The sequence below is a fragment of the Marinobacter iranensis genome (assembly GCF_029207565.1).
Lineage (GTDB): Bacteria > Pseudomonadota > Gammaproteobacteria > Pseudomonadales > Oleiphilaceae > Marinobacter > Marinobacter iranensis.
On record NZ_JANCMW010000002.1, the window covers coordinates 510,930 to 533,192 of the forward strand.

Sequence of the window (22,263 nt, forward strand, 5' to 3'; positions counted from 1 at the left end):
ACAGTGTGGCACCTGTATAGATATATTTAAAATAAATTAAACCAGTTTGCGTTAGCGGCTGAATGAATATTCCGGTCAGTGTTAAACTCGCTTCCTTCCCCCTACCTGCTATCGGAGTCTGCATCTGCATGGCCGCAGCCCTCGCACTTTTCTATAAACTGCTTCCCTTGTATGTCACGGTTGCCCTGGGCTGGATTGCCGGCCGTTACCTCCAGGCCAGTGGCAAGCATATTGCTGGTATCATGTTGTATATTGTGACCCCTTCGGTGGTGTTTTCGGGCGTTATGGCAGCCCCCCTGTCGACGGAAGTGATTCTGTTGCCGTTCCTGACGTTCACCATGTGCTCGGTTCTTGGCCTGGTTCACCTGGCAGTGGCAAAACGCGTTATTACGGACGGCAGTGCCAGTATTATTCCGCTGTCTGTGGGAACGGGCAACACCGGCTATTTTGGTATACCGGTGGCCCTGTTGCTGTTTGGCCAGGAGGGGTTGGCGCTCTATATCGTGTGCATGCTGGGCACCACGCTGTTTGAGAATTCCGTGGGCTTTTACCTGGCCGCCCGGGGGCGCTACAGCCTGAAGGACGCCCTGGTTCGCGTGGCGCGGCTGCCGTCGGTCTATGCCTTTGTTCTGGCCGTCATGCTGAACCTTTCAGGCTTCTCCATTCCCGAGGTTTTTACACCCCTGTTCGACAACCTGCGCGGCGCCTACAGCATCCTGGGCATGATGATTATCGGCATGGGCATCCTCAGTTTTCGTGGGCTGGCGGGCAATCCGCGTTTTACCGGCCTGGCTTTCTTCGGCAAGTTTGTGTCCTGGCCCATAGCCGCGATGGTGCTCTGGTGGCTGGATGCGCAATTCTTCGGCATTTATAATCTGGCGGTTTACCAGGCGATTTTCCTGATCTCCATAACGCCAATCGCGGCCAATACCGTGGTGATCGCAACGCTGCTGGATACCGCTCCGAAACAGGCTGCGGGTACGGCGTTGCTGAGTACGCTGTTCGCCCTGGCCTTTATTCCGGTGATGGTGGCGCTGGTTATTCCCTGATTTCCCAGCGGTATCGATGATGACGGCCACGAAATGATTGCTGATGATGAGTTTCAGTATGAGTTATCGGATTTCCGGGCTGGCGGAGCTGACTGACGCCTGTTTTGCACCTTCAATATCCTTGCGGGCATGGCGCACTACGCTGACGCCCGCCGTAATGGCGAGGCCGCCCATCACTGTCGCCACGGCCAGGTCCGGCCAGGCGGTACCGGTGCCGAAAACCCCCAGTGCAGCCACCATCACCGCGATATTGCCAATGGCGTCGTTGCGGCTACACAGCCACACTGAGCGCATGTCGGAATCACCTTCCCGGAATTTGAACAGCATGATAGCAACGCCGACGTTGGCCAGCAGGGCCAGTAAACCGATGGCTCCCATGGTCATGGGTTCCGGCGTGATGCCGCTTTGAGCAACCCAGACTGCCCGGCCCAGCACGGCAATACCAAATACCGCCATGGTAATGCCTTTCACCATGGCGGCCCGGCCACGCCAGAGCATGCCCATGGAAAGCACGGATAGCGACAGCAGGTAGTTGGCGCTGTCACCAAAGAAGTCGATGGCATCGGCCAGCAACGACACGGAGCCGGACTGAAGACTGGCAGCACCTTCTACCAGAAACATGATCAGGTTGACCCACAGGGCAATCCACAGGGCCTTGCGAAAGCCTGGGGCTGGTGATTTGGGTTCGGGAGCAGAGCAGCTACACGCCATGAATACCTCCTGTTATCAGAATGCGCCCATTTAAAACCCTGTAGCTACTATAGAGTCAACCGCTGGCGTGGGGGAAAGTTTCAGCGTGTTCCCGGCGTGTGGTGATGAGTGCCCGGAACATGGTTGTGGCCGCCGGCAGAAGGCTCTTCGACAGGCTCTGCCGCCAATCCGCCCAGAATGCCGCACTCGCTGACGGTGCGGCCCTCTGAACAGGCTTTCTGGAGTTGTTGCAAGGTGTCTTCCAGGTTGGCCAATTCCCGCAGGCGCTCGCGCACATGGTTGAGATGCCGAGCCAGCAGGGCGTCCACTTCGCTGCAGTCCGCATCCGGCTGGTCTGCAAGGCGGATCAGTTCGCGGATTTCGTCCTGGGCCATGTCCAGGTTGCGGCAGCGTTTGATGAAAAGCAGTCGGTCAAGGTGGCTTTGCCGGTAGTGCCGATAACCACTCGCTTGCCGTTCAGGCTCCGGCACCAGCCCGATTTTTTCGTAGTAGCGAATGGTTTCCACCGGAATGCCCGTTGCCTTCGAAATTTCGCCGATCTTCATGGTCTGTTACCTGTGGGTATTCGTACCTTGACTGTGAGCCCGCCTGTTGCTGCAATACCGAACACTAGGCTACCACCATAGCGTTCTGTAATCTCTCTGACTATGGCCAGCCCCAACCCATGCCCCGGGGTCTGTTCATCGAGTCGCACGCCGCGGTTGCCCAATGTTGACAGTTCGTCAGTGTCTGCTCCTGGCCCATCGTCTTCAACGGTAACAATCAACTGATCCCCGGTGTCGGACAGGAACAGCACAGAACTCCGGCGAGACCATTTGCCGGCGTTGTCCAGCAGGTTGCCAAGAATTTCATTCAGGTCATGCTCTTCGATTGGCCAGCGAGTGTCCGGGCTCAGCTTGGTCTCCAGTTCGAAGTTCTTGTCGGGATGTAGTCGGCCCAACATCCAAAGCAGGTCCCGCGACTGGTTGACGGGTTGCGCAGCCATGCCCGCCTGGGGCCCGGCGAACCGGCTGCGGCGCATTTCGCTCTCTAACTGCCGGTCGATGTCGGAAAGCCGTTGGGCCAGTTGTTGTCGCATGCCCGGGTCCAGGGTGCGTGTGTCGTCTTCGAGAACCTGGCGAATGGCAGCCACGGGCGTTTTGACGCTGTGGGAGAGGTTGGCCAAGGCGTCTCGGGACCGAGCCAGCCTCTGGTCGAGAGTGTCCAGTAGCTGGTTGAGCTGGCTGATCAGTGGTTGGAACTCCGCCGGGGCTTCCATATCCAGTCGATTACTGGCTCCGGTCTGTAAAGACTTGAGGCCTTGCTGAAGGCGGCCAACGGAGCGTAGCGACAACCGGATAGCTAACCAGATGGCAAGCAACAGTAAAACCAGCAGAATACCAGACACCACCGCAGTCCAAAGGTGCAGCTCTTGCTGGCTGTGTTGCAGGGTGCTGAGATCCTCAGCCACAACAATGACGACCGTTTCGTCATCCAGGGTCAGGGCCTTGCGAAAGGCCAGGAAGTCCGCGATGGCTGTTTCAGTCCCGGGGTTGGTTTTGCGAACAAATCCGCTTCGCGCTTCCGCCAATAATGGTTCAAGCATTGGCGTCCACAGCTCCGGTGAGCTGTGAATCTGGTTGCCGATGCGAAGTGCGAAGGCATGGTGGAACACTTCTTCAAAATAATCCCCCTCAGCGATGCCCCGGATTTCTTCGGGGCCCGACTGCCGTAACTGATGTTCCAGAAAGGCGACTTCGTCCTGTAGGCGATTCTCCACAAACCCCCGTGCCATTCGCTCCAGCAACAAGCCGTGAACAATCCAGGCAGCCACCATTAGCGCAATGGCGGCAGGCAGCAACAGGGTCAACAGGCTTTTACGGATGGAGCTGCGGGGGTTAGTCCACGGCATTGAAGATATACCCCTGGCCGCGACGGGTTGTTATGGCATCGGCTCCGGCAATTTTCCGTAACCGGCGCACATACGCTTCAATGGTATTGTCGCTGGGGCTGTCGTTCAGGTTGTAAAGCTGCTCCAGCAATTGCTCTTTCGAGAACAGCTGCCCCGGGCGGCTCATCAGGCAGCGCAGCAGGCGGAACTCAGTGCCCGTCAGGGAATGTTCCTGGCCATCGGGGGTTTGCAAACACTGGCGGTGTTCATCCAGTTCGAAACCGCTGGCGGTCAGTTTTGACTCTATCCGGCCTTCGCTGCGGCGAATCAGCGCGTTCAACCGTGCCAGCAGTTCCTCGGTCTGGAAGGGTTTAGCCAGGTAATCATCCGCCCCCGCCTTGAGGCCATTCACCTTGTCCTGCCAGTCGCCCCGGGCGGTCAGGATCAGCACCGGCATGGCCAGTTTGTCGGCACGCCAGCTTTTGAGCACGTTCAGCCCGCTGCCGTCAGGCAATCCCAAGTCCAGCACCACCGCCCGGTAGTTTTCCTGTTTACCGAGCTGTTCTGCCTGTTTTGCGGTGCCGGCTTCATCAACGGTGAAGCCGGCGGCGGTCAGTTGACGGTTCAGGCTATCGGCAATAAGGGCGTCGTCTTCCACTAGAAGCAATCGCATGAAGGTTCCTGCGTCGTGAAGTTGCTTGAGTGTACGGCCATTTGCTGAATGTAACCTGAAAAAGTGTTAACCGGAAAATTCAGCAAGGATTCAGGTTGCTGGGGCAGAGTATGGGCCAGAATCCAATAGTCAAATCAGTTCCGGGAGAAATCGATGAATCAGTTCCTCAAGAATGCACTGTTGCCTGCCATGGTATTGGCAATTTCCTCCGGCGCCTACGCTGCTGGCAAACACGATGGCCATCACGGCGGCAACGCCATAGGCGAACCCGGCAAGGAAGAGGACGTTTCCCGCACGATAGATGTGACCATGCTGGATAACTATTACGAGCCCGAGTCCATCTCCGTGAAACCCGGTGAAACCATTCGCTTCCGTGTGAAGAACGAGGGGGCCCTGGTGCACGAATTCAACATCGGCACTGCGGACATGCACGAGGCGCACCAGGAAGAAATGCAGATGATGGTAGAGCATGGCGTGCTCAAAGGGGATCGCATCGACCACGAAATGATGGAAATGGACATGGGCAACGGCCATTCCATGAAGCACGACGATCCCAACAGCGTACTGCTGGAGCCGGGTGAAGCCAGGGAGATTGTCTGGACCTTTACCAAAGCCGCTGATCTGGAGTTTGCCTGCAACGTACCCGGACACTATCAGGCGGGCATGTATGGCGACATTGAGTTTGAGGCTACGGTTGCCGCTAAAGAGCGCGTCCGAGGTGAGTCTGAAAGCGAGTCTGTGCAATGAACAAATGTATTCTGGCTGTTGTCCTTGCCGGCTTGATGCCGTTCCAGGTATTTGCCAGCGAGTACGATATTTCTGTTGATCGGGTCCAGATCGACACCGGCGATTTCGTCAAGGAAGGCATCGGTTACAACGGTGCTTCCCCGGGGCCGGTATTACGGTTCAGGGAAGGGGAGGAGGTGACGATCAATGTCACCAATAACCTGGACGAGATGACCTCCATTCACTGGCACGGCCTGATTCTGCCCTTTGAGCAGGATGGCGTGCCGGGCATCAGCTTCCCAGGCATCAAGCCTGGAGAAACCTTCACCTATCAATTCCCGATTGTTCAGGCAGGCACATACTGGTTCCACAGCCATTCCGGTTTTCAGGAACCCAACGGCGCCTATGGCGCGATCGTGATCGAGCCTGAGGGCCGTGAACCCTACCGTTACGATCGGGAATACGTGGTACAGCTCACCGACAAGCACCCCCATTCCGGTGACCGCATCATGCGTAACCTGAAAATGTCTGCGGATTACTACAACCGCCAGCAGCAGACGGTGGGTGACTTTATTGACGAATCCGGAGAGAAAGGCTTTATGGCCACCCTCAGGGACCGGATGATGTGGGGCGATATGCGCATGATGAAGATGGATATTGAAGATGTGCAGGGCTTCACCGGGCTGATTAACGGCAAGGGCCCGGATCAGAACTGGACCGGACTGTTCAAGCCGGGTGAGCGGGTGCGCCTTCGCTTTATCAACTCTTCTGCCATGACCTATTTCGACGTGCGGATTCCCGGGCTGGAAATGACGGTGGTGCAGGCTGACGGTAACAACGTGCAGCCGGTGAACGTGGACGAATTCCGCATAGGTGTGGCCGAAACCTACGACGTGATTGTTCATATTAATGATGAGAAGGCCTACACCATTTTCGCGGAATCCATGGGCCGCTCCGGCTTCGCCCGGGGCACCCTGGCGCCGGAAGAGGGCATGACCGCGGAAGTGCCGGACCGGCGGGATGCCCCGCTGCTGACCATGGCGGATATGGCCGGGCACGTGATGGACCACGGTGATATGGACGGCATGGACCATGGCGAAATGACAGATATGAACCATGGAGACATGAAGGGCATGGATCACAGTGATATGGAGGGTATGGACCACGGCGGCGACAGCCTGCCGGAAGATCCCTTTTACGCCAACGGCAGCGGCCTGATTCCTACTGCTGCCAACGGGGGCAAGTTCCTGTCATACCAGGACCTGAAAGCCCAAAAACCGCTGTACGAAGATCGCGAGCCCACCCGCGAAATCGAACTGCGCCTGACCGGCAACATGGAGCGTTACGAGTGGAGTATCAACGGCATCAAATACGAGGATGCTGATCCCATCGTGCTGCAATACGGCGAACGGGTTCGCTTCAAATTCGTCAATGAAACCATGATGACTCACCCCATGCACCTACATGGCATGTGGTCGATTCTCGAGGTGGGTGAGGGCAAGTGGAACCCCTTGAAGCACGTGGTCAGCGTGGCCCCGGCCACCACCGTGTATATGGAAACCGAAGTGGATGCGCCGGGTCAGTGGGCTTTCCACTGTCACCTGTCTTATCACGCGGCTTCCGGCATGTTCCGCAAGATCGTGGTTGAGGGTGGTCCGGACAGTCCCGTGGCTGACGGCAAGCAAAGCGGGAACCAGGGAGGTGAATCATGAATCATTTGGCTGTGTCCATGTGTGGCCTGTCCCTGGCGGTGGCTGCACTGGCAACCCCCGCTGTCGCTCAGGAAGATCCTGCCAAGAAAACCCAGACAGCCAGGACCTTCTGGGGCGTGTCTGCGGAAAAATTCGAGTACCGTTACAGTGATTCAGACGAGGAGCTGGCGGTTATTGAAGGTGATGCATACTACGGCACCGATGAACTCAAGTTCCGCTGGTTGTTCGAGGGCGAGTGGGAGGAAGCCCACAATGCCTGGGAAACCCTGGAAAACCAGTTTGTTGGACAGGTTCCGGTGGATGACTTCTGGGACGCCAAGGCCGGGATTCGCATTGATACCCCCGAAGGCCCGGACCGGGTTTACAGCGTGCTTGGCCTCACCGGGTTGGCACCTTACTGGTTTGAGGTGGACACCAATCTTTATGTCAGCGATGAAGGCGACGCGTCGGTGGACTTTGAGGCGGAATACGAATTGCTGATCACCAACTATTGGATTGCGTCGGCAACGTTTGAAAGCCTCGTGGCGTTCTCTGAAGATCAGGAAATTGGCGTCGGCAAGGGACTTAATTCCACCGAAGTGGGGCTGAGGCTGAGTTACGACCTGATCGCCCGTTCCTTTTCCCCCTATGTTGGCATGGTTTACGAGCGTAAGTACGGAGATACTGCCGATCTCGCCTGGGATTCAGGCGGCAGTACCGAAGACTGGTTTGCGGTCGTAGGCGCCAGGCTCTCTTTCTGATATTGCAATAACGGGAGGTTGAATGACCAGGGATCAGGACAGAACCACCCGCTACCAGGAAGGCAGCCTGACTCTTCCTGGGACGGTTATGCTAGGGACCGGCGTGATGATTGGCGCCGGTATCTTTGCGTTGACCGGGCAGATGGCGCAGATGACAGGCGTTCTTTTCCCGCTGGCCTTTCTGGCCGCCGCCGTGATTGTCAGCTTCGGCGCTTACTCCTACATCAAGATCTCCAATGCCTGGCCTTCCGCCGGCGGCATCGGCATGTACCTGCACAAGGCCTATGGAAACCGGCTGCCAACGGCATTTAATGCCTTGCTGATGTACTTCTCCATGGTGATCGCCCAGAGTTTTCTGGCCCGCACCTTTGGCTCTTACACCATACAGCTTTTCGGTGGTGACGAAAGTGGACGCATGGTGCCCATTCTCGGTGTGTCACTGATCCTGGCAGCGTTTTTCATAAATCTGCTGGGTAACCGGATGATTCAGGGTGTGGCCTCTTTTATCGGCGTCCTGAAAATCGGAGGCATACTGATCTTCGGGCTGGTGGGTGTCTGGGTTGCCGACTCCATATCAGTTGACTTCTCGGCCCCTGGAGAAGCCGGAACAATGGGCAATTTCCTGGGCGCAACCGCGCTTGGAATTCTGGCCTTCAAGGGCTTCACCACCATTACCAACAGCGGCTCCGAAGTAATAGACCCCAAGCGGAACGTAGGGCGGGCGATCATTATTTCTATTGCGGCTTGCGTGGTGATCTATACGTTGGTCGGTTTTGCCGTTGCCAGCAACCTGTCACTGGCTGAGATTATCGAGACACAGGACTACTCTCTTGCCGCCGCTGCGCGCCCGGCGCTTGGAGAATACGCCGTGTGGTTCACGGTAGCCATTGCCATGATGGCCACTGCTGGCGGTATTCTGGCCAGTATTTTTGCGGTTTCTCGCATGCTGGCCATGCTGACCGAAATGAAGTTGGTGCCCCACAGTCACTTTGGCATGCCGGGCAGCATCCAGAAGCACACGCTGGTCTACACTGTAGTTCTGGGGCTTATCCTGACGGCGTTCTTCGACCTCTCCCGCATCGCGGCACTGGGCATTGTGTTCTACCTGATTATGGACATTGCCATCCACTGGGGCGTGCTTCGCTATTTGCGTGAAGACGTGCAGGCCAAGGCGTGGGTGCCAGCTATGGCCATCCTGCTGGATTTGCTCGTCCTTGGAGGCTTTGTCTGGGTTAAGCTGAACACCGATCCGTTTGTTATAGGCGTAGCGGTTGTAGCGATGATTGCCATCTCGGTTGCAGAGCAGATTTTTCTGAAAAAATTCCAGGAAACGGGAGACCGCAATGTCTGAACACCAACCCGCCCATCACCACGGCCATCACGACCACGAGGGATCTGGCGAGCATACCGCCAGGGATCCGGTCTGCGGCATGTCGGTGGATCCGCATACCGCGGAACATCGAAGCCAGCACGGCGGCAAAACCTGGTACTTCTGTTCGTCACGTTGCAAATCCCGCTTCGATGAGAACCCCGAACAATACCTGGGCGAAGACCATAAGCAGCAAAAGCCGGTAGCTCCGGGCACTATGTACACATGCCCCATGCATCCGGAAATTCGACAGCAGGGACCGGGAGACTGCCCCATCTGTGGTATGGCTCTGGAACCGGAGCAAGTGAGCCTGGATGACGGGCCCTCTGCAGAGCTTACGGACATGACCCGCCGATTCTGGATCGGCCTGGTTCTGACCTTGCCAGTACTGATGCTTGAAATGGGTGGGCACCTCATTGGGCTCGATCACATCGTGGCCCCTCAGACGTCGAACTGGATTCAGCTGGTGTTGGCAACGCCTGTGGTTCTCTGGTGTGGCTGGCCTTTCTTTGTTCGTGGCTGGAAATCCGTGGTTAGTCGCAACCTGAACATGTTTACACTGATTGCCATTGGTACCGGTGTTGCGCTGCTCTACAGCCTGGTGGCGACACTGGCACCCCAGGTCTTCCCGGATGCCTTCCGTCAGGACGATGGTTCGGTTGCCGTGTATTTCGAAGCAGCAGCGGTCATCGTGGTACTGGTGTTACTGGGGCAGGTTCTGGAATTGCGAGCCCGGGAGAAAACATCGGGTGCCATAAAAGCTCTGCTGGACCTGGCTCCCGCGACGGCCAGGAAGCTGGACGACGACGGCAGCGAGTCCGATGTGTCGCTGGACCAGGTCAAGGTTGGCGACCGCCTACGAGTTCGCCCTGGGGACAAGGTGCCGCTGGACGGTGAGGTGCTTGAGGGCAGCTCCAATGTGGATGAGTCCATGGTGACCGGTGAGCCCCTGGCGGTGAGCAAGAAGGCTGGCGACCAGGTAATCGGCGGCAGCATCAACCAGCAGGGCAGCTTTATCATGCGCGCCGACAAGGTTGGCCGGGATACCATGCTGTCCCAGATCGTGCAGATGGTGGCCAGCGCCCAGCGTAGCCGCGCACCGATTCAGGGCCTGGCAGACAAGGTGGCGGGTTATTTTGTGCCGGCCGTGATCGTGATTGCCATTATCGCCTTTATTGCCTGGTCATTCTTCGGACCGACACCGCCTATGGCATTCGGCCTGATTGCCGCAGTGAGCGTATTGATCATTGCCTGTCCCTGTGCCCTGGGCCTGGCAACCCCCATGTCCATCATGGTGGGGGTCGGGCGGGGCGCCCAAAGTGGTGTGCTGATCCGCGATGCGGAAGCTCTGGAGCGGATGGAGAAGGTGGATACGGTGGTGGTGGACAAAACCGGCACACTGACTGAAGGCAAACCCCAAGTAACAAAGCTGGTTACGGCCGAGGGGGTCAGTGAGGAGGAGCTGATGCGGTTTGCTGGCGGCCTGGAGAAGGGGAGTGAACACCCGCTGGCCCACGCCATTCTCGACAAAGCCAAAGCGATGGACTTGCAACTGCCGGACGCTGAAGGCTTCGATTCCCCGAACGGCAAAGGCGTGACGGGCAAGATTGAGGGGCAGCAGGTACTGATTGGCAATCGTCTGCTGATGGAAGCCGAAGGCGTCGATGCCTCGAACTTTGAATCTGAGGCAGATCAGCTTCGAAAGGATGGCGCCACCGTTATTTTTGCAGCCGTCGACGGCAAAGTGGCCGGCCTGCTGGCCATCGCCGACCCGGTGAAGGAAACCACCGAAGCTGCCATTTCAGCCCTGCAGAAAGATGGCATCCGGGTAGTAATGCTGACCGGTGATAACCGCACGTCGGCTGAGGCGGTTGCCCGAAAACTGCATATTGATGAAGTGGAGGCAGAAGTCCTGCCGGAAGACAAGGGCAAGATCGTCCAGCGCCTGAAAGACGAGGGCCGTATCGTGGTGATGGCTGGCGATGGCGTTAACGATGCGCCCGCCCTGGCAACAGCCGATGTGGGTGTGGCTATGGGTACCGGTACCGATGTCGCTATCGAAAGCGCCGGTATCACCCTGTTGCGAGGCGATCTGATGGGTATTGTGGAAGCGCGTCGGCTGTCCCTGGCGACCATGCGCAATATCCGGCAGAACCTGTTTTTTGCCTTCATCTACAATTCCGCCGGCGTTCCCATTGCCGCGGGTATTCTATATCCGTTTTTCGGCATACTGCTGTCGCCGATTTTTGCGGCAGCCGCCATGTCGCTGTCTTCGGTCAGCGTGATTGTGAATGCGCTGCGGTTGAGGGTGATTAAACTTGGGCAGAAACACTGAACTCGTGGTCAATCTCACCCAGCACTGGAAATGTCGATAGCGGCCGAGCCGAGTTACTGGCTTTCTTTTGCTTGATACTCCCGTTGTTCATCCGTCCAGAGGCTCTTGAGGTACTCGATTACTGCGCCTATTTCCTGGTTCGTCAGACTTTCACCGAACGCCGGCATGGTCAGCCGGTCGGATTTATTGAAGGGGTGTCGCCATCCTTCGGCAATCATTTTGAACAACATGGCATCGCTGTGACGCCAGGTGTGACCGGTATCGTCATGGGGCGGGGCGGGCATTTCGCCTTTTTCATTTGGTTTTTTCCAGTCATCCGCGCCTTCCCCCTGCCATCCATGGCAGGCGGCGCAGTACTGCTCATAAACCTGGCGGCCCTGGTGGACTTCCGGCGGCGCATTGTCCGCACTCACCGGCCCGTCTGAGGCGCCAGCAAGGACCGGCACAATGAGCAAGGCCAGCGCGCTGATCCACTTAATCATGGACAGGCGTCCATTCGCCAGCGGCGCCACGGGCAAACAGGTTCCCGTTTACCGTGCCCACCACAAGTCCTTGTGCCGGCGAGAAGGCAAGGGCAGTCACGGGTTGGGGGATCTCAAGGCTTGTCCAGGTTTCGCCGCCGTCGGCACTGTGATGAAGCTGCCCCTCGATCACGGCATAAACGTTTTCCGGAGCCGCAGGATCATAGCTGATGGCAGACACCGTGCCGCGCAGATCACCCGCATCGCCCCAGAAGCAGAAACAGTCCATGGAGCGGGCGACACCGCGGGTGGTACCCGCATACAGCCAGCCACTTTCCATGCTGCCGGGCATATCAGAATGCAGGAATGCCTGCACCGGCTCCCGGGGACCGCTGTCCACTTTTACCCACTCGGTGCCGCCGTCCCTGGACCGGAACATGCCGTCCTTCCCAAGGTATGCGTAGAGAGTTCCGGGCTGGGTGGCGTGAGCGGCCAAGGCAGTAACTCCGAGGTTCGGTAGGGTGTCGTTGAGAGACTGCCAGATCTCACTGGCACTGTCATAACGCCACATGCCCAGGCCCGGACCGGCGAGGTAGACGCTTCCATCCGCACCTCTGGTCAGGGAGGTGGGTTTAGCCCCCTGGTCGGTTGCCGGTAGCGTGATCTCGGTGGAGGATCCGCCTTCTACGGCAAACAGGCTGCTGTCCCGCAGCATCAGGAGGGCGCCTGACGAGCTGGTCGTCAGGGCCTTAACTGGTTGGGCGTCGTCTGCAGGTTGGGCGTGAACCAGCGCTGGCAGAACAATTGCCATCGTGAGTGCGCAAAAGTGCCAGGCTGCCCTGGTCAGAGAATGAACAATCGCTCTCATGGGACCGCCCTCAATAATCTTTGTGTTCGCGGAACACACTTTGCTGGCCGTTGGCACTGAAGGCGATAACCTGATAATCCTCCTTCTTGCCGGTTTCCATACCGGGGCTGCCCTGAACCATGCCGGGCACTGAAAGCCCTACTGTATTGAACTGGGGATTTTCCAGGTAAGCCACAATGTCATCGGCTGGCACATGTCCCTCAATCACCAGATCACCGATCAGTGCGGTGTGGCAAGAGGCCATTTCACGCGGCACGTCATACTGCTGCTTGATCTCGTTAAGGTTGTCGGTTTCTACAATGGTGGTCTCAAAGCCATTGGCATCGAGGTGCTCAGCCCAGGACTGGCAGCAGCCGCAATTGGGGCTCTTGTAGATTGTGATAGCTGGGCCAGCCGCGCCAGTGGAGGCCAGGGGGGCTGATGACTGGGTGGGCTCGCTGGCCTGGATTGCCAATGTGGTGGCGCCGGCGGAGAGAACGATGGCGGCTACACCCGTATACAGGGCAAGTTTGTTGGGCTTCATGGTAATCCTCGATTTGATTCGGTAATAGGCAACACAAGGCCCGGGGTCGCCTTGGCTCCCCCGGGCAATGGATGTCAGTTCGGGACGTTGCCCCAACTCTTAACTGGCTTCGGCGCCTTCATTTTTCGTGGCGCCGTCCATGTGGTCGCGGCCGTGGCTCTGCATCATCTTCATGCAGGCACCGGTCATGGCTTTACGATCCTCCGGAGACATGTCCGACATCATGTTCATCATCCCCATCATGCCGCCCATTTCTTCCATGCCTTCTGAGGACATCATGCCTTTTCCTTCGCCCTCATGGGCAAATACAGAGAAGGTACCAATGGTACCGGCCAGAAAAATCGCTGTGATTGCGAGCTTGATCTTTGAATTGCGCATTTGATTCACTCCAGTGAAAGGCCCGTGACGAATGAAAGAAGGCACGGGGCTTTTTTAATAACTAACGTTGCAAGAATCGACGTTAATGAATTCGCCGCGAAGGGCGAAAATCCGGGTTAAAACTCAGGAGTGATGTTCTGGAGGGGGCGTAACAGAAGCCAGGAAAGGGTCCTGGTAGATAGCCGCGCGGGCGCTTAAGACCGGTTGGGAGCCGGTATCAGTAAAACCGGTGTGATCTGCCAGCAACAGAGCGAAGCTAATACCACATTGGCTCAGCCCACTGGCACTCGGGCAGGCCATATCAGGAGCTGAGACACAATGGCTTCCAGTGTCCGATGAGGAACTGGTGCTTTCAGCCTGATCCATCATCATGGAACCACAATCCGCTACCGCAGCGTCCGCCATTTTGGAGATGGCCAACGCCGGCCCACTTATCACCAGAAGTAGTGACAGCAGCACGGAGATGATTTGGCGGTTCGTTGCAGTCATCCTGATTTCAAACACCAAGCTGTGACGATACGTGGCTATGACATACAGCCCGTCTTTCAGTTCCACAAATCCTAGCAGTTTTTTATTTCGATGACACGACTATCTCGATATCCGAAGCCGCAAGGCAAATTCACTAAAACGGGCTGTGGGGACAAGGACAAAATGAATTTGGATGCCCGCCCGGGCGGGCTGGTGGGTTTACTGACAGGGCCAAGGCGTTGGTGGCTTTTTAGTGCCAGCGCTTAGCCTTGTACCTGAAAATAACGCATCATCCCGGTGTCTTCATGTTCCATGTTGTGACAGTGGTAGATGTAGAGACCATCGAAACGCTCGAACTTCATCGCGAACTGAACAGTTTCACCCGGCATTACAAGAACCGTATCATGCCAGCCACTGTCCACCAGGCCTTGGGTCAGGCCACTCCAGCCACGTCTATTGCCGTTGGCATCGCGCCCGATAACGTTGAACTGCAAACCGTGAACATGCATGGGGTGAGGCATTGGTGTGCGGTTCCGGAATTCCCAGATTTCCGTATCACCCAGGCGGACTCTTTCGTCATCCGCCACATTGGTTCTGTCAAAACGCCGGCCGTTAATTGCGAACCCCTGCATCATCACATGGCTTAGTTCAAACTGCCTGATTCGCGTGGCGTCGGTTATCGGAATTCTTTTGCGCTCCAGAGCGAGTTGCACCGGGAGGGTTTCGGCGGTATCGACCGATTCGGTTACCTTCAGTGCCATCAGGTTGAATTGGCTGCCGGCGGGCAGGCCGGAGTTACCCATCATTCCCATTCCGCCCATCATTCCAGCTTCATAACTTCCACTGATGAGCTCCAATGTGCTGCCGAGCCGGGAATCGGAAAGATCCACCCAGATATCAAGCCTTTGGGCCGGAGCCAGAGTGGCATAGGGCTTGTCTTCGGGGTTCTCAAAAAGACCGCCGTCGGCTCCGATAATCGTGACCGGGCGCCCGTCGCTCCAGGCCAGCTTGTAGATGCGGGCATTGGAGCCGTTGAGGACTCGAACTCTGTATGGGCGCGTGGCGACCTTGCGCGTCGCCGGGGGCGCTCCGTTAACCAGAATCTGATCTCCCAGAAAACCACGCATTCGATCCATCATGGCGCCCATGCCGCCGTCGAGGTATACCAGTTCGTTGGTGCCGGTAAAGGTCCGATCCTGGAGCACCAGTAACAGTTCATTCTCACCAATTGGCAGTTTGAGGCCCAACTCTTCGTCGTCTTCCACGATCAGGAGCCCGGCAAGCCCCGCGTAACTCTGAAATCCCACGCGACCGCCCTGCTCGCCGTGAGCATGGGAGTGGTACCAGAACAGTCCGGCCCGGTCCAACACCTCGAAGCCAACGGTCATTGTCTCGCCAGGGCGGATCGGCAGCCTTGGTTGCCCGTCTACGTCGGACGGCACATGAAGTCCGTGCCAGTGCACGGTGGTGTCTTCCGGGAGCTCATTGTGAATATGGATTTTCACTGTCTGGCCGCGGCGTAGCCGGATTGTTGGGCCCAGGTAGCTGTCCGGGTTTTCGGAGAGTGTGCTTTCCGGGCCTTTCAGCAATTCCACCCTGTATCGCCACACCTCACTGGGTGCGCCAGGAAGTATGGGCACCGAGTCGGATGTGGCACGAAGATTCAGTTCAACATCGTATTCTTCTGAATCAAGGCCGAGCGCCCCCGATTCAGTCGCTTTCACCCCGCCGTCACAGCCGGTAAGCAGAAAACCAGGCGACAGCGTGAGAAGAATACCGGTGCCCGCCATGGCCTGAAGAACTGTGCGCCGATGGACACTTTTCCGGCTCATTACTTGTTCTTCAGATATTTGATCAGTGCCAGAATCGCAAGTATCAGGAGCACAACCAGAAGAATCATGATAATCATCATGAATATCCCCATACCGCCCATGCCCTGCATCATGTTGCCACCCATCATGCCCTCTCCGATGCGCCCGGGTTCGTCGGCAAGAGCGAAGAGGGGCAGGAAAAGTCCCGCCATCAGGATAGTTAGCCTCTCGAAAACCTTCATCGCGGTGTCTCCATATTCTTGCCCATATAATTGAATACAGGACATGTTGAATGAGTGTGGTGCGCCTGCCGATATCTGGCAATGAGTGAAAAAATCCTTGATCTTAAAGTTTACTTTAAGGTTATGGTCAATTGCTCATGGCAACCGAGTCCGGGATGCTGACGATAATCCTGGTTCTCGTCAGTGGTATTACCCTTTTGCCGATTGTCGCGAAGCTGCTTTTGGCCCGACGCCGCCGGGGTCGAAAGAACGCGTGTCTGCAGTGAAATTCGTAGGAACTTATGAGTGTAGTTCCAGTCCCAGTTTCTTAACGGAATATTAAGAGTGGTGATGCGAGGATGAGTCGTTACTGCCTGCTTGGCACCCCCACTAATGTGGGTTATGGTGCACCTTGCTTCTCCACACGTGAAAGACACTAGCTGTTCTGTAATCTGGATATTGATGCGATGACGAAGCGGTTTCTGGGAATGGCAGCCATGCTGCTCGTAGCTCACCTCCTTGTTTCACAGGGATTTGCTGCGACCTCTTTTGGGGAGGAGCCCATGGCTGAGGCTTGTGTCCTTTTGCCGGATGCCCAGGTGATATCTGACTGCTCCGGGCTCCAGGCCCAGGGTGGTTGTAGCAGCACGTGTATTTCTTCCCATGTCTGCAAACCTGCAATTCCGGATTTGCCGATATTATCGTCCTCCCTCTGTCCCAGGGACTATCTTTCACATTCCGGCCGTCTACTTTCAGGGCCGGACCCCTTTCCTCCCAAGTATTCTGCAATTTCCTGAGCCTTTGATTGCCTGGGGTTCCCGCTTCGAGCGCCTGTCGTTCGATCCTGAGCGGTATGCCACCACGTAGTCAGCCACTCCTGGCGGTTTTTTATTGTCTGATGAATACATAAAGATGGGAGCGAACCTGTGATGTCATTCTGTTTGGAACACCCGGCGCGGGGTATGGCCGTGCTCTGCCGTAAGCTTTCGATAGCACTTTTTTTGAGTTTGGTTGCGGTTCTCGCGTCTGCGTCACCAACGATGGATCCGGGAATCAAGGCGCTCCAGGAGAAAGTCGGTTTTACGGTGATTGAACGCTTCTCCACGCCAGCCGAGGGCGTGACCGGTTATGTTGTAAAGACCGGAGACGGAAAAGCCGGAATAGTCTATGGCCTCGGTGACTACACTTTTTCCGGCGCGCTCCTGGGGAGCGACGGCAACGATCTGACCCGCGAATATACTGCACGTTATATACCGAAGCCGACGTATGCCTCGGTTGCCGAGCAGCTTTCCCGGGATACCCATCTGGTGAGCGAGGGTGGTAAAGAGGCCCCCGAGGTCTACGTATTCGCGGATCCCAATTGCATTTTCTGCCACAAATTCTGGCAGCAGACCCGGAGCTGGGTATCAGAGGGGAAAGTCAGGTTGCACTGGGTCATGGTTGGTTTTCTCAAGCCCTCCAGCCTGGGCTTCTCCGCCGCAATCATGAATGCCGAGGACCCGGCCGGAGCACTTCAGGCGTTCGAGGAGAACTTCGGAAATAATGGTAACGGGCGCGGAATTTCCGAACTCACCCCCATACCGGCGAACCTTGAGGCGTCGCTCGAACAACACCGCCAGTGGATGGCCGAATTGGGTTTCAGTGGAACGCCTGGACTACTGTTCAGAGACTCGAGCGGCCAATGGCGAGGCCAGACCGGCGTGCCCGAGCAAGAAGCGCTGGGTAGAATGCTGGGAATCACTGAGTAATGGATCCGCTTCCTTCTTTGCTTATCGCCGGCCAGATCATGATGGCGGTTGTGGCAGGATTGCTGTTGAACCTGACGCCCTGCGTTCTGCCTGCGATTCCCATCAAGGTACGGACTATCCTGCGGGAGGCCGGCAGCCAGCGATCACATCGTGTGTTGGCGGCACTGGCGTTTACGGCCGGAACACTCACCTTTTTCCTGACGCTGGGCGGCCTGACCGCGCTGCTGCAGTGGAACTGGGGCACGTTGTTCCAGTCGACGGTATTCGTCGGCGTCCTTGTTGCATTGATGGTCGGGTTTGCGGTGGTCACCTGGCTGGATCTGCCCATCCCGGTCCCGGCATTTGCCGCCTCGGCGCATGGCCGCCGTTACTTTGAGGCATTCGTATCGGGGCTGTTGAGCGCGGTTTTGGCCGCACCCTGCGCCGGGCCTTTCCTGGGGGGAGTTCTGGCTTTTGCCGTAACCCAGCCGGCGTCGGTGATTATGGGGATATTTGGCAGTATCGGGCTGGGGCTGTCATTACCCTACGCGGTACTGATGCTCAAGCCCGAGTGGCTGAGTCGATTGCCCAAGGCAGGCCCCTGGACACTGGCCATTCGTGAAGTGCTCGCGCTGGTTTTGCTGGCCGCAGCCGTCTTTTTCAGCGCAAGCCTGGTGCCACAAGCGGTTTACCCCTGGTTATGGTGGGCCTGGCTGGCACTGGTTGTGGGGTGGGGCATCCGCCGCTTCATCCAGGGCAATAACGCCGTGCGTGTGATCGCCGCAACGGCGGCAGGCCTTGCCCTTGCGGTGGCGGTGGTATTTGCATCCCCACCGGGCGCCAGCGAAGGCGACCTTGCCTGGCGTACTTACTCGCCGGAACTTCTGGCGGAAACAAGAGCCCGGGGCACGCCCCATTTACTGGAGTTCACGGCGGACTGGTGCATTAACTGCAAAGTGCTGGAGCGCACGGTGTATCAGGAGCCCGCTGTGGCTGAAGCCGTGCGGCGGGCCAACATGGTGCCCATACAGGTCGATGTGACAGCGAGTGACCCCCAAAAGGACGCATTGTTAACCGCGACGGGTGGGCTGGCTTTACCTTTCGCAGCGGTCATTGACGGTGACGGCACCGTTATCGCCCGTTTCACGGGACTCTTTGACACCGACAGCCTGGTCAAAGCTATCAACCGCACCGAAAACTCACAACGTTAGACATTGGAGGCGAATCATGGTGATTCGACACAAAGTATTGCTGACCAGCGTAGCGATTTTACTGATCGCGGGAGCGGCTGCATTCGTTTTGATCAATAACTATCCCGCAAATACCACCAACTCCGCCCAGGCGGAGCGAGCCAGTTCTGAAGCCCCAGCACCCAGTGCCCGAACGGGGTTGGCGGATTCTTCCGACAAGGTGCGCCTGAACGTTGCCGGAGGCAACAAGGCACTGGCAGGGGATACCGGTGAAATCGTTCTGACACTGGACATTGAACCGGGCTGGCACGTGAATGCCAACCCGGCGTCCATGGAGTTCCTGATTCCCACCGTCGCCAGTTCTTCGGTTAACGGCCAGTCGCTTGACATTCCGACGCAGTATCCGCGTGGCCGGGTCAGCGACATTACGCTTGGTGATACCGCCCTTGAGGTTTATGACGACGACGCGAGCATTCGACTACTGCCCGACGAAAAGCATACAGCCATGTTGAAGGAAGCCGGCAAGCTCGACATGACGGTGCGGGTACAGGCCTGCAGTGATGAAGGCGTTTGCCTGGCACCGGCTGATCTGCCCCTTACCCTGAATCTGGACGATACCAACTCACAATGACCCCAGGATTCCCTTCAGCAAAGGAATCAAACGGAGAACAACCGTGAACAACTTATTCAGAGTATTGCTGATTTCCGTGGTTGCCCCGGAAGGGCAGATGCGGGCTCTGTTGTGAACAGGCACGAATCGCGGTCAGAGGGCTGGAAATATTGTATTGGTAGCCCACCAAACGGCGATCCAGAAACGGAACGAGGCCAGCAGTTTCTCACCTGGAGTGCTACCACCGGCCTGCGGTCGGACCTATCTCGCCAATGAGCTATTTTCGGGTATTTGCTGGCACCTTGGACTCACAGGGCCGGCTTCAACGGATCCAGATGTTTCCGGTTAGCCAGGAACTCGGGCCGGGGCTTGTTACCGCAATACGGCTCCTCCAGCGTATTGTGAACGCTGTTGTACACGAAAAACAGGTTGCTTCGTGGCCAGCACGACATGTTCACGTTGGAGCCATGCAGGGTGTTGCATTCGAATATGATCAGAGAACCCGGCGGGCCCTTGGGCGCCTCTATTGAGTTTTCGTTCATCAGCCTGGTCAGGCTGGCAGCGTCCGGAACGCCCAAATTCTGGGTTTTGAGGGATTCCTTGTAATTGTCTTCCGGTGTACGGCCAACACAGGGAATAAAGTATTTCTGGGAACCCGGGATCAGCATCAGTGGGCCGTTGAACTCGTTGTTGTCAGTCATCACGATGGAACAGCTCAGGCTGCGCATACGCGGCATGCCGTCCTCACTGTGCCAGGTTTCGAAATCGGAGTGCCAGTTGAATCCCTTGCCCTTGAAGCCGGGTTTGTAGTTTATCCGCGACTGGTGGATGTAAACCTCGCTGTCCAGCAGTTGGCGCACAATATCCAACAACTGTGGGTCCCGGGTCAGCCGGTCAAAGCGCTCGGATATTTCATGGATGCCGAAAATGGACCGTATTTCTTCTTTTCCGGGTTCTAGAATCGTCCCTTCGGACAGCTTGAGGTCTTCATCTTCCTCGTAGTCCTTTAACTCCTTTATAAATTTGTCCATTTCATCTTTGGAGAAGAAGGAGTCAAAGAACAGGAATCCTCTTTCATCAAATTCGCGTACCTGCCCTGTGGACAATGGGCCGTCGGAGAGTCGGTCTTCAGGGGTATGTACAACGGGGTCCAGTCTCTCAAACATGCCCAACTTGCGTTCAAGACGAGTGGGGAACAGGTCTTGTGGACGAGTCATGGGATGCCTCCTTTTTTGCATTGACGCCATTAGACCTTGAGGCCATAGGATGTTTTTCAACCGCCCCCCCTTGACGACGCTGCCCTTGAAACATTCAACAATGAGGCCACGGTAGTAGTAGGACGCTGGTATAGGTTGGCGTCAGTTTTGGAAAGCTTTCGAGCCGTTCTTTCCAGTCGGATCAGAGAGAGAGAGCAAACCCAGGTTTGCCGAACTTCAGGATCAGCATACGGAGAGGCTCCAATGACGCGAAGCACTTCGAAAACTGCAACCGACAACGCAAGTCCAGAACGGGATTCTGGGCCGCGCCGGGTCTATCTGGTGGATGGCGCGCGCACCCCGTTCCTGAAGGCCAGGGGGCGCCCCGGCCCATTTTCGCCGGTCGACCTCGCGGTTCAGTGTGGGCGCCCGCTGTTACTGCGCCAGCCAATACCGGTCGATGCCTACGACCAGGTGATTCTTGGCTGTGTCAATGTGGTGCCCTCAGAGATGAACCCGGCACGAATCGCTGCCCTGCGCCTGGGAATGGGTGAAGCCATGCCCGCGTTTACGGTGCAGATCAATTGTGGTTCCGGCATGCAGTCCATTGATACCGCCTACAAGTACATTCGGGATGGTGACAGTGACCTGATTCTTGCTGGTGGCACTGAGGCTCTCAGCCATGCCCCTATGGTTCTGCAAACTGAGGCAGTGGAGTGGCTGGCGGGGCTGAATGCGGCGTCTTCGCCCCGGGATTATGCCCGCCAGTTGGCCCAGTTCAGCCCGAAGGAGTTCAAGCCTGAAATCAGCCTGGCCAAAGGGCTGACGGACCCGATTGTCGGATTGAGTATGGGGCAGACGGCGGAGGTATTGGCCCAGCAATTCAATATTACCCGGCAAGAGGCCGATGAGTATGCCGTAACAAGTCACCAGCGCCTTTCCCGGGCCCAGGAGGAAGGTTGGCTCGACGATGAGGTCGTGCCGGCGATATCTGAGGATGGCGAACTGTACAGGCACGATGATGGCGTGCGGGCGGATACATCCACCGAAGCTCTGGCCAAGCTCAAGGCTGCCTTCGAGCCGCCGTTCGGGCAGGTTACTCCTGGCAATAGCTCCCAGGTGACAGACGGCGCTTCCTGGATGGTGCTGGCATCCGAAGAGGCCGTCAAAAAACATAACCTCAAGCCCAGAGCAGTTCTCGTGGACAGTGAATGGGCAGCCCTGGATCCAGAAATTATGGGACTTGGCCCGGTGCTCAGTTCAACCGCCCTGCTGAAACGGCACAAAGCCAACTTGAATGATATCGACTTGTGGGAGATCAACGAAGCGTTTGCCGCACAAGTGCTGGCCTGTACCAAAGCCTGGGACGACCCGGAGTTTTGCGAGGTGGCCCTGGGGCTGGACAAGCCCATGGGGAAACTTGATCCCGAGCGCCTGAACATCGATGGCGGTGCCGTGGCGATAGGCCATCCGGTCGGCACCAGCGGCAACCGGATAGTGCTGCACCTGATGAACGCCCTGCACCGCAAGGGCGTCAAGCGCGGCATTGCCACCGAATGTATTGGTGGTGGTCAATCCGGAGCCATGCTGATTGAGGCCGTGTAACGACTGTCACAGCGCCAACG

General features: G+C 57.0%; 22 protein-coding genes. 10 read left to right on the forward strand and 12 right to left on the reverse strand.

The window, feature by feature from the left end:
- The first annotated feature begins 128 nt into the window (after positions 1 to 128).
- A complete protein-coding gene (locus NLU14_RS05630; RefSeq protein ID WP_275705200.1) occupies positions 129 to 1,049 on the forward strand; it encodes an AEC family transporter in 921 nt (306 codons plus the stop codon).
- Between the two features lie 63 nt (positions 1,050 to 1,112).
- Here NLU14_RS05630 and NLU14_RS05635 read toward each other — a convergent pair whose 3' ends face one another.
- The 4 genes from NLU14_RS05635 to NLU14_RS05650 form a co-directional block, all read right to left on the reverse strand.
- Entirely contained in the window at positions 1,113 to 1,760 is a 648-nt protein-coding gene (locus NLU14_RS05635; protein WP_275705201.1) for a cation efflux transmembrane domain-containing protein, read from the reverse strand.
- A gap of 80 nt (positions 1,761 to 1,840) precedes the next feature.
- Entirely contained in the window at positions 1,841 to 2,305 is a 465-nt protein-coding gene (cadR, locus tag NLU14_RS05640) for a Cd(II)/Pb(II)-responsive transcriptional regulator (RefSeq protein ID WP_275705202.1), read from the reverse strand.
- Positions 2,302 to 3,651 (reverse strand): ATP-binding protein, encoded by a 1,350-nt coding sequence (locus NLU14_RS05645; RefSeq protein WP_275705203.1) that lies wholly within the window; start codon positions 3,649 to 3,651, stop codon positions 2,302 to 2,304. Before NLU14_RS05645 ends, cadR begins: the two co-directional genes overlap by 4 nt.
- Entirely contained in the window at positions 3,638 to 4,303 is a 666-nt protein-coding gene (locus NLU14_RS05650; RefSeq protein ID WP_275705204.1) for a response regulator transcription factor, read from the reverse strand. The genes NLU14_RS05645 and NLU14_RS05650 overlap by 14 nt, the downstream gene beginning before the upstream one ends.
- 153 nt (positions 4,304 to 4,456) lie before the next feature.
- Here NLU14_RS05650 and NLU14_RS05655 point away from each other — a divergent pair, with 153 nt between their 5' ends.
- The 5 genes from NLU14_RS05655 to NLU14_RS05675 are packed head-to-tail and all read left to right on the forward strand — an operon-like array spanning position 4,457 to position 11,185.
- Complete coding sequence (locus NLU14_RS05655; protein ID WP_275705205.1) at positions 4,457 to 5,050, forward strand: cupredoxin domain-containing protein; 594 nt, start codon at positions 4,457 to 4,459, stop codon at positions 5,048 to 5,050.
- A complete protein-coding gene (locus NLU14_RS05660; protein ID WP_275705206.1) occupies positions 5,047 to 6,741 on the forward strand; it encodes a copper resistance system multicopper oxidase in 1,695 nt (564 codons plus the stop codon). The genes NLU14_RS05655 and NLU14_RS05660 overlap by 4 nt, the downstream gene beginning before the upstream one ends.
- Positions 6,738 to 7,481: a copper resistance protein B gene (locus tag NLU14_RS05665; RefSeq protein WP_275705207.1), complete on the forward strand. Its 744-nt coding sequence runs from the start codon at positions 6,738 to 6,740 to the stop codon at positions 7,479 to 7,481. Before NLU14_RS05660 ends, NLU14_RS05665 begins: the two co-directional genes overlap by 4 nt.
- Positions 7,482 to 7,503: 22 nt before the next feature.
- Positions 7,504 to 8,832: an APC family permease gene (locus NLU14_RS05670; protein WP_420845034.1), complete on the forward strand. Its 1,329-nt coding sequence runs from the start codon at positions 7,504 to 7,506 to the stop codon at positions 8,830 to 8,832.
- A complete protein-coding gene (locus NLU14_RS05675; RefSeq protein ID WP_420845035.1) occupies positions 8,825 to 11,185 on the forward strand; it encodes a heavy metal translocating P-type ATPase in 2,361 nt (786 codons plus the stop codon). The genes NLU14_RS05670 and NLU14_RS05675 overlap by 8 nt, the downstream gene beginning before the upstream one ends.
- A 53-nt stretch (positions 11,186 to 11,238) precedes the next feature.
- On the opposite strand, the gene NLU14_RS05680 is transcribed toward NLU14_RS05675, so the two are convergent.
- The 7 genes from NLU14_RS05680 to NLU14_RS05710 form a co-directional block, all read right to left on the reverse strand.
- Entirely contained in the window at positions 11,239 to 11,667 is a 429-nt protein-coding gene (locus tag NLU14_RS05680; protein ID WP_275705208.1) for a c-type cytochrome, read from the reverse strand.
- Positions 11,660 to 12,514 carry a WD40/YVTN/BNR-like repeat-containing protein gene (locus NLU14_RS05685; RefSeq protein ID WP_275705209.1) on the reverse strand — a complete coding sequence of 285 codons (855 nt, stop codon included), beginning with the start codon at positions 12,512 to 12,514 and terminating at the stop codon, positions 11,660 to 11,662. Before NLU14_RS05685 ends, NLU14_RS05680 begins: the two co-directional genes overlap by 8 nt.
- Positions 12,515 to 12,524: 10 nt before the next feature.
- A complete protein-coding gene (locus tag NLU14_RS05690) occupies positions 12,525 to 13,037 on the reverse strand; it encodes a DUF411 domain-containing protein (RefSeq protein WP_275705210.1) in 513 nt (170 codons plus the stop codon).
- Between the two features lie 99 nt (positions 13,038 to 13,136).
- Positions 13,137 to 13,415 carry a hypothetical protein gene (locus tag NLU14_RS05695; protein ID WP_275705211.1) on the reverse strand — a complete coding sequence of 93 codons (279 nt, stop codon included), beginning with the start codon at positions 13,413 to 13,415 and terminating at the stop codon, positions 13,137 to 13,139.
- A 123-nt stretch (positions 13,416 to 13,538) separates the two neighbouring features.
- Positions 13,539 to 13,970 (reverse strand): hypothetical protein, encoded by a 432-nt coding sequence (locus NLU14_RS05700; RefSeq protein ID WP_275705212.1) that lies wholly within the window; start codon positions 13,968 to 13,970, stop codon positions 13,539 to 13,541.
- A 176-nt stretch (positions 13,971 to 14,146) separates the two neighbouring features.
- On the reverse strand, positions 14,147 to 15,715 hold the full coding sequence (locus tag NLU14_RS05705; RefSeq protein ID WP_275705213.1) for a multicopper oxidase family protein: 1,569 nt from the start codon (positions 15,713 to 15,715) through the stop codon (positions 14,147 to 14,149).
- The gene (locus NLU14_RS05710; RefSeq protein ID WP_275705214.1) at positions 15,715 to 15,936 is read right to left on the reverse strand and encodes a hypothetical protein; all 222 of its coding nucleotides are present in this window, start codon (positions 15,934 to 15,936) and stop codon (positions 15,715 to 15,717) included. The genes NLU14_RS05705 and NLU14_RS05710 overlap by 1 nt, the downstream gene beginning before the upstream one ends.
- Positions 15,937 to 16,877: 941 nt before the next feature.
- Between NLU14_RS05710 and dsbG the strand changes: the two genes are divergently transcribed.
- Genes dsbG through NLU14_RS05725 form a run of 3 tightly spaced genes read left to right on the forward strand, consistent with a single transcriptional unit; the run spans position 16,878 to position 19,463 of the window.
- A complete protein-coding gene (dsbG, locus tag NLU14_RS05715; protein ID WP_275705215.1) occupies positions 16,878 to 17,663 on the forward strand; it encodes a thiol:disulfide interchange protein DsbG in 786 nt (261 codons plus the stop codon).
- A complete protein-coding gene (locus tag NLU14_RS05720; protein WP_275705217.1) occupies positions 17,663 to 18,853 on the forward strand; it encodes a protein-disulfide reductase DsbD family protein in 1,191 nt (396 codons plus the stop codon). Before dsbG ends, NLU14_RS05720 begins: the two co-directional genes overlap by 1 nt.
- Positions 18,854 to 18,869: 16 nt before the next feature.
- Entirely contained in the window at positions 18,870 to 19,463 is a 594-nt protein-coding gene (locus tag NLU14_RS05725; RefSeq protein WP_275705218.1) for a protein-disulfide reductase DsbD domain-containing protein, read from the forward strand.
- Between the two features lie 287 nt (positions 19,464 to 19,750).
- Here the strand turns inward: NLU14_RS05725 and thpD are convergent, their stop codons facing one another.
- The gene (gene thpD / locus NLU14_RS05730) at positions 19,751 to 20,659 is read right to left on the reverse strand and encodes an ectoine hydroxylase (protein ID WP_275705219.1); all 909 of its coding nucleotides are present in this window, start codon (positions 20,657 to 20,659) and stop codon (positions 19,751 to 19,753) included.
- A 243-nt stretch (positions 20,660 to 20,902) separates the two neighbouring features.
- On the opposite strand from thpD, the gene NLU14_RS05735 reads away from it, so the two are divergent.
- Positions 20,903 to 22,243 (forward strand): acetyl-CoA C-acetyltransferase, encoded by a 1,341-nt coding sequence (locus NLU14_RS05735; RefSeq protein WP_275705220.1) that lies wholly within the window; start codon positions 20,903 to 20,905, stop codon positions 22,241 to 22,243.
- Positions 22,244 to 22,263 lie beyond the last annotated feature (20 nt).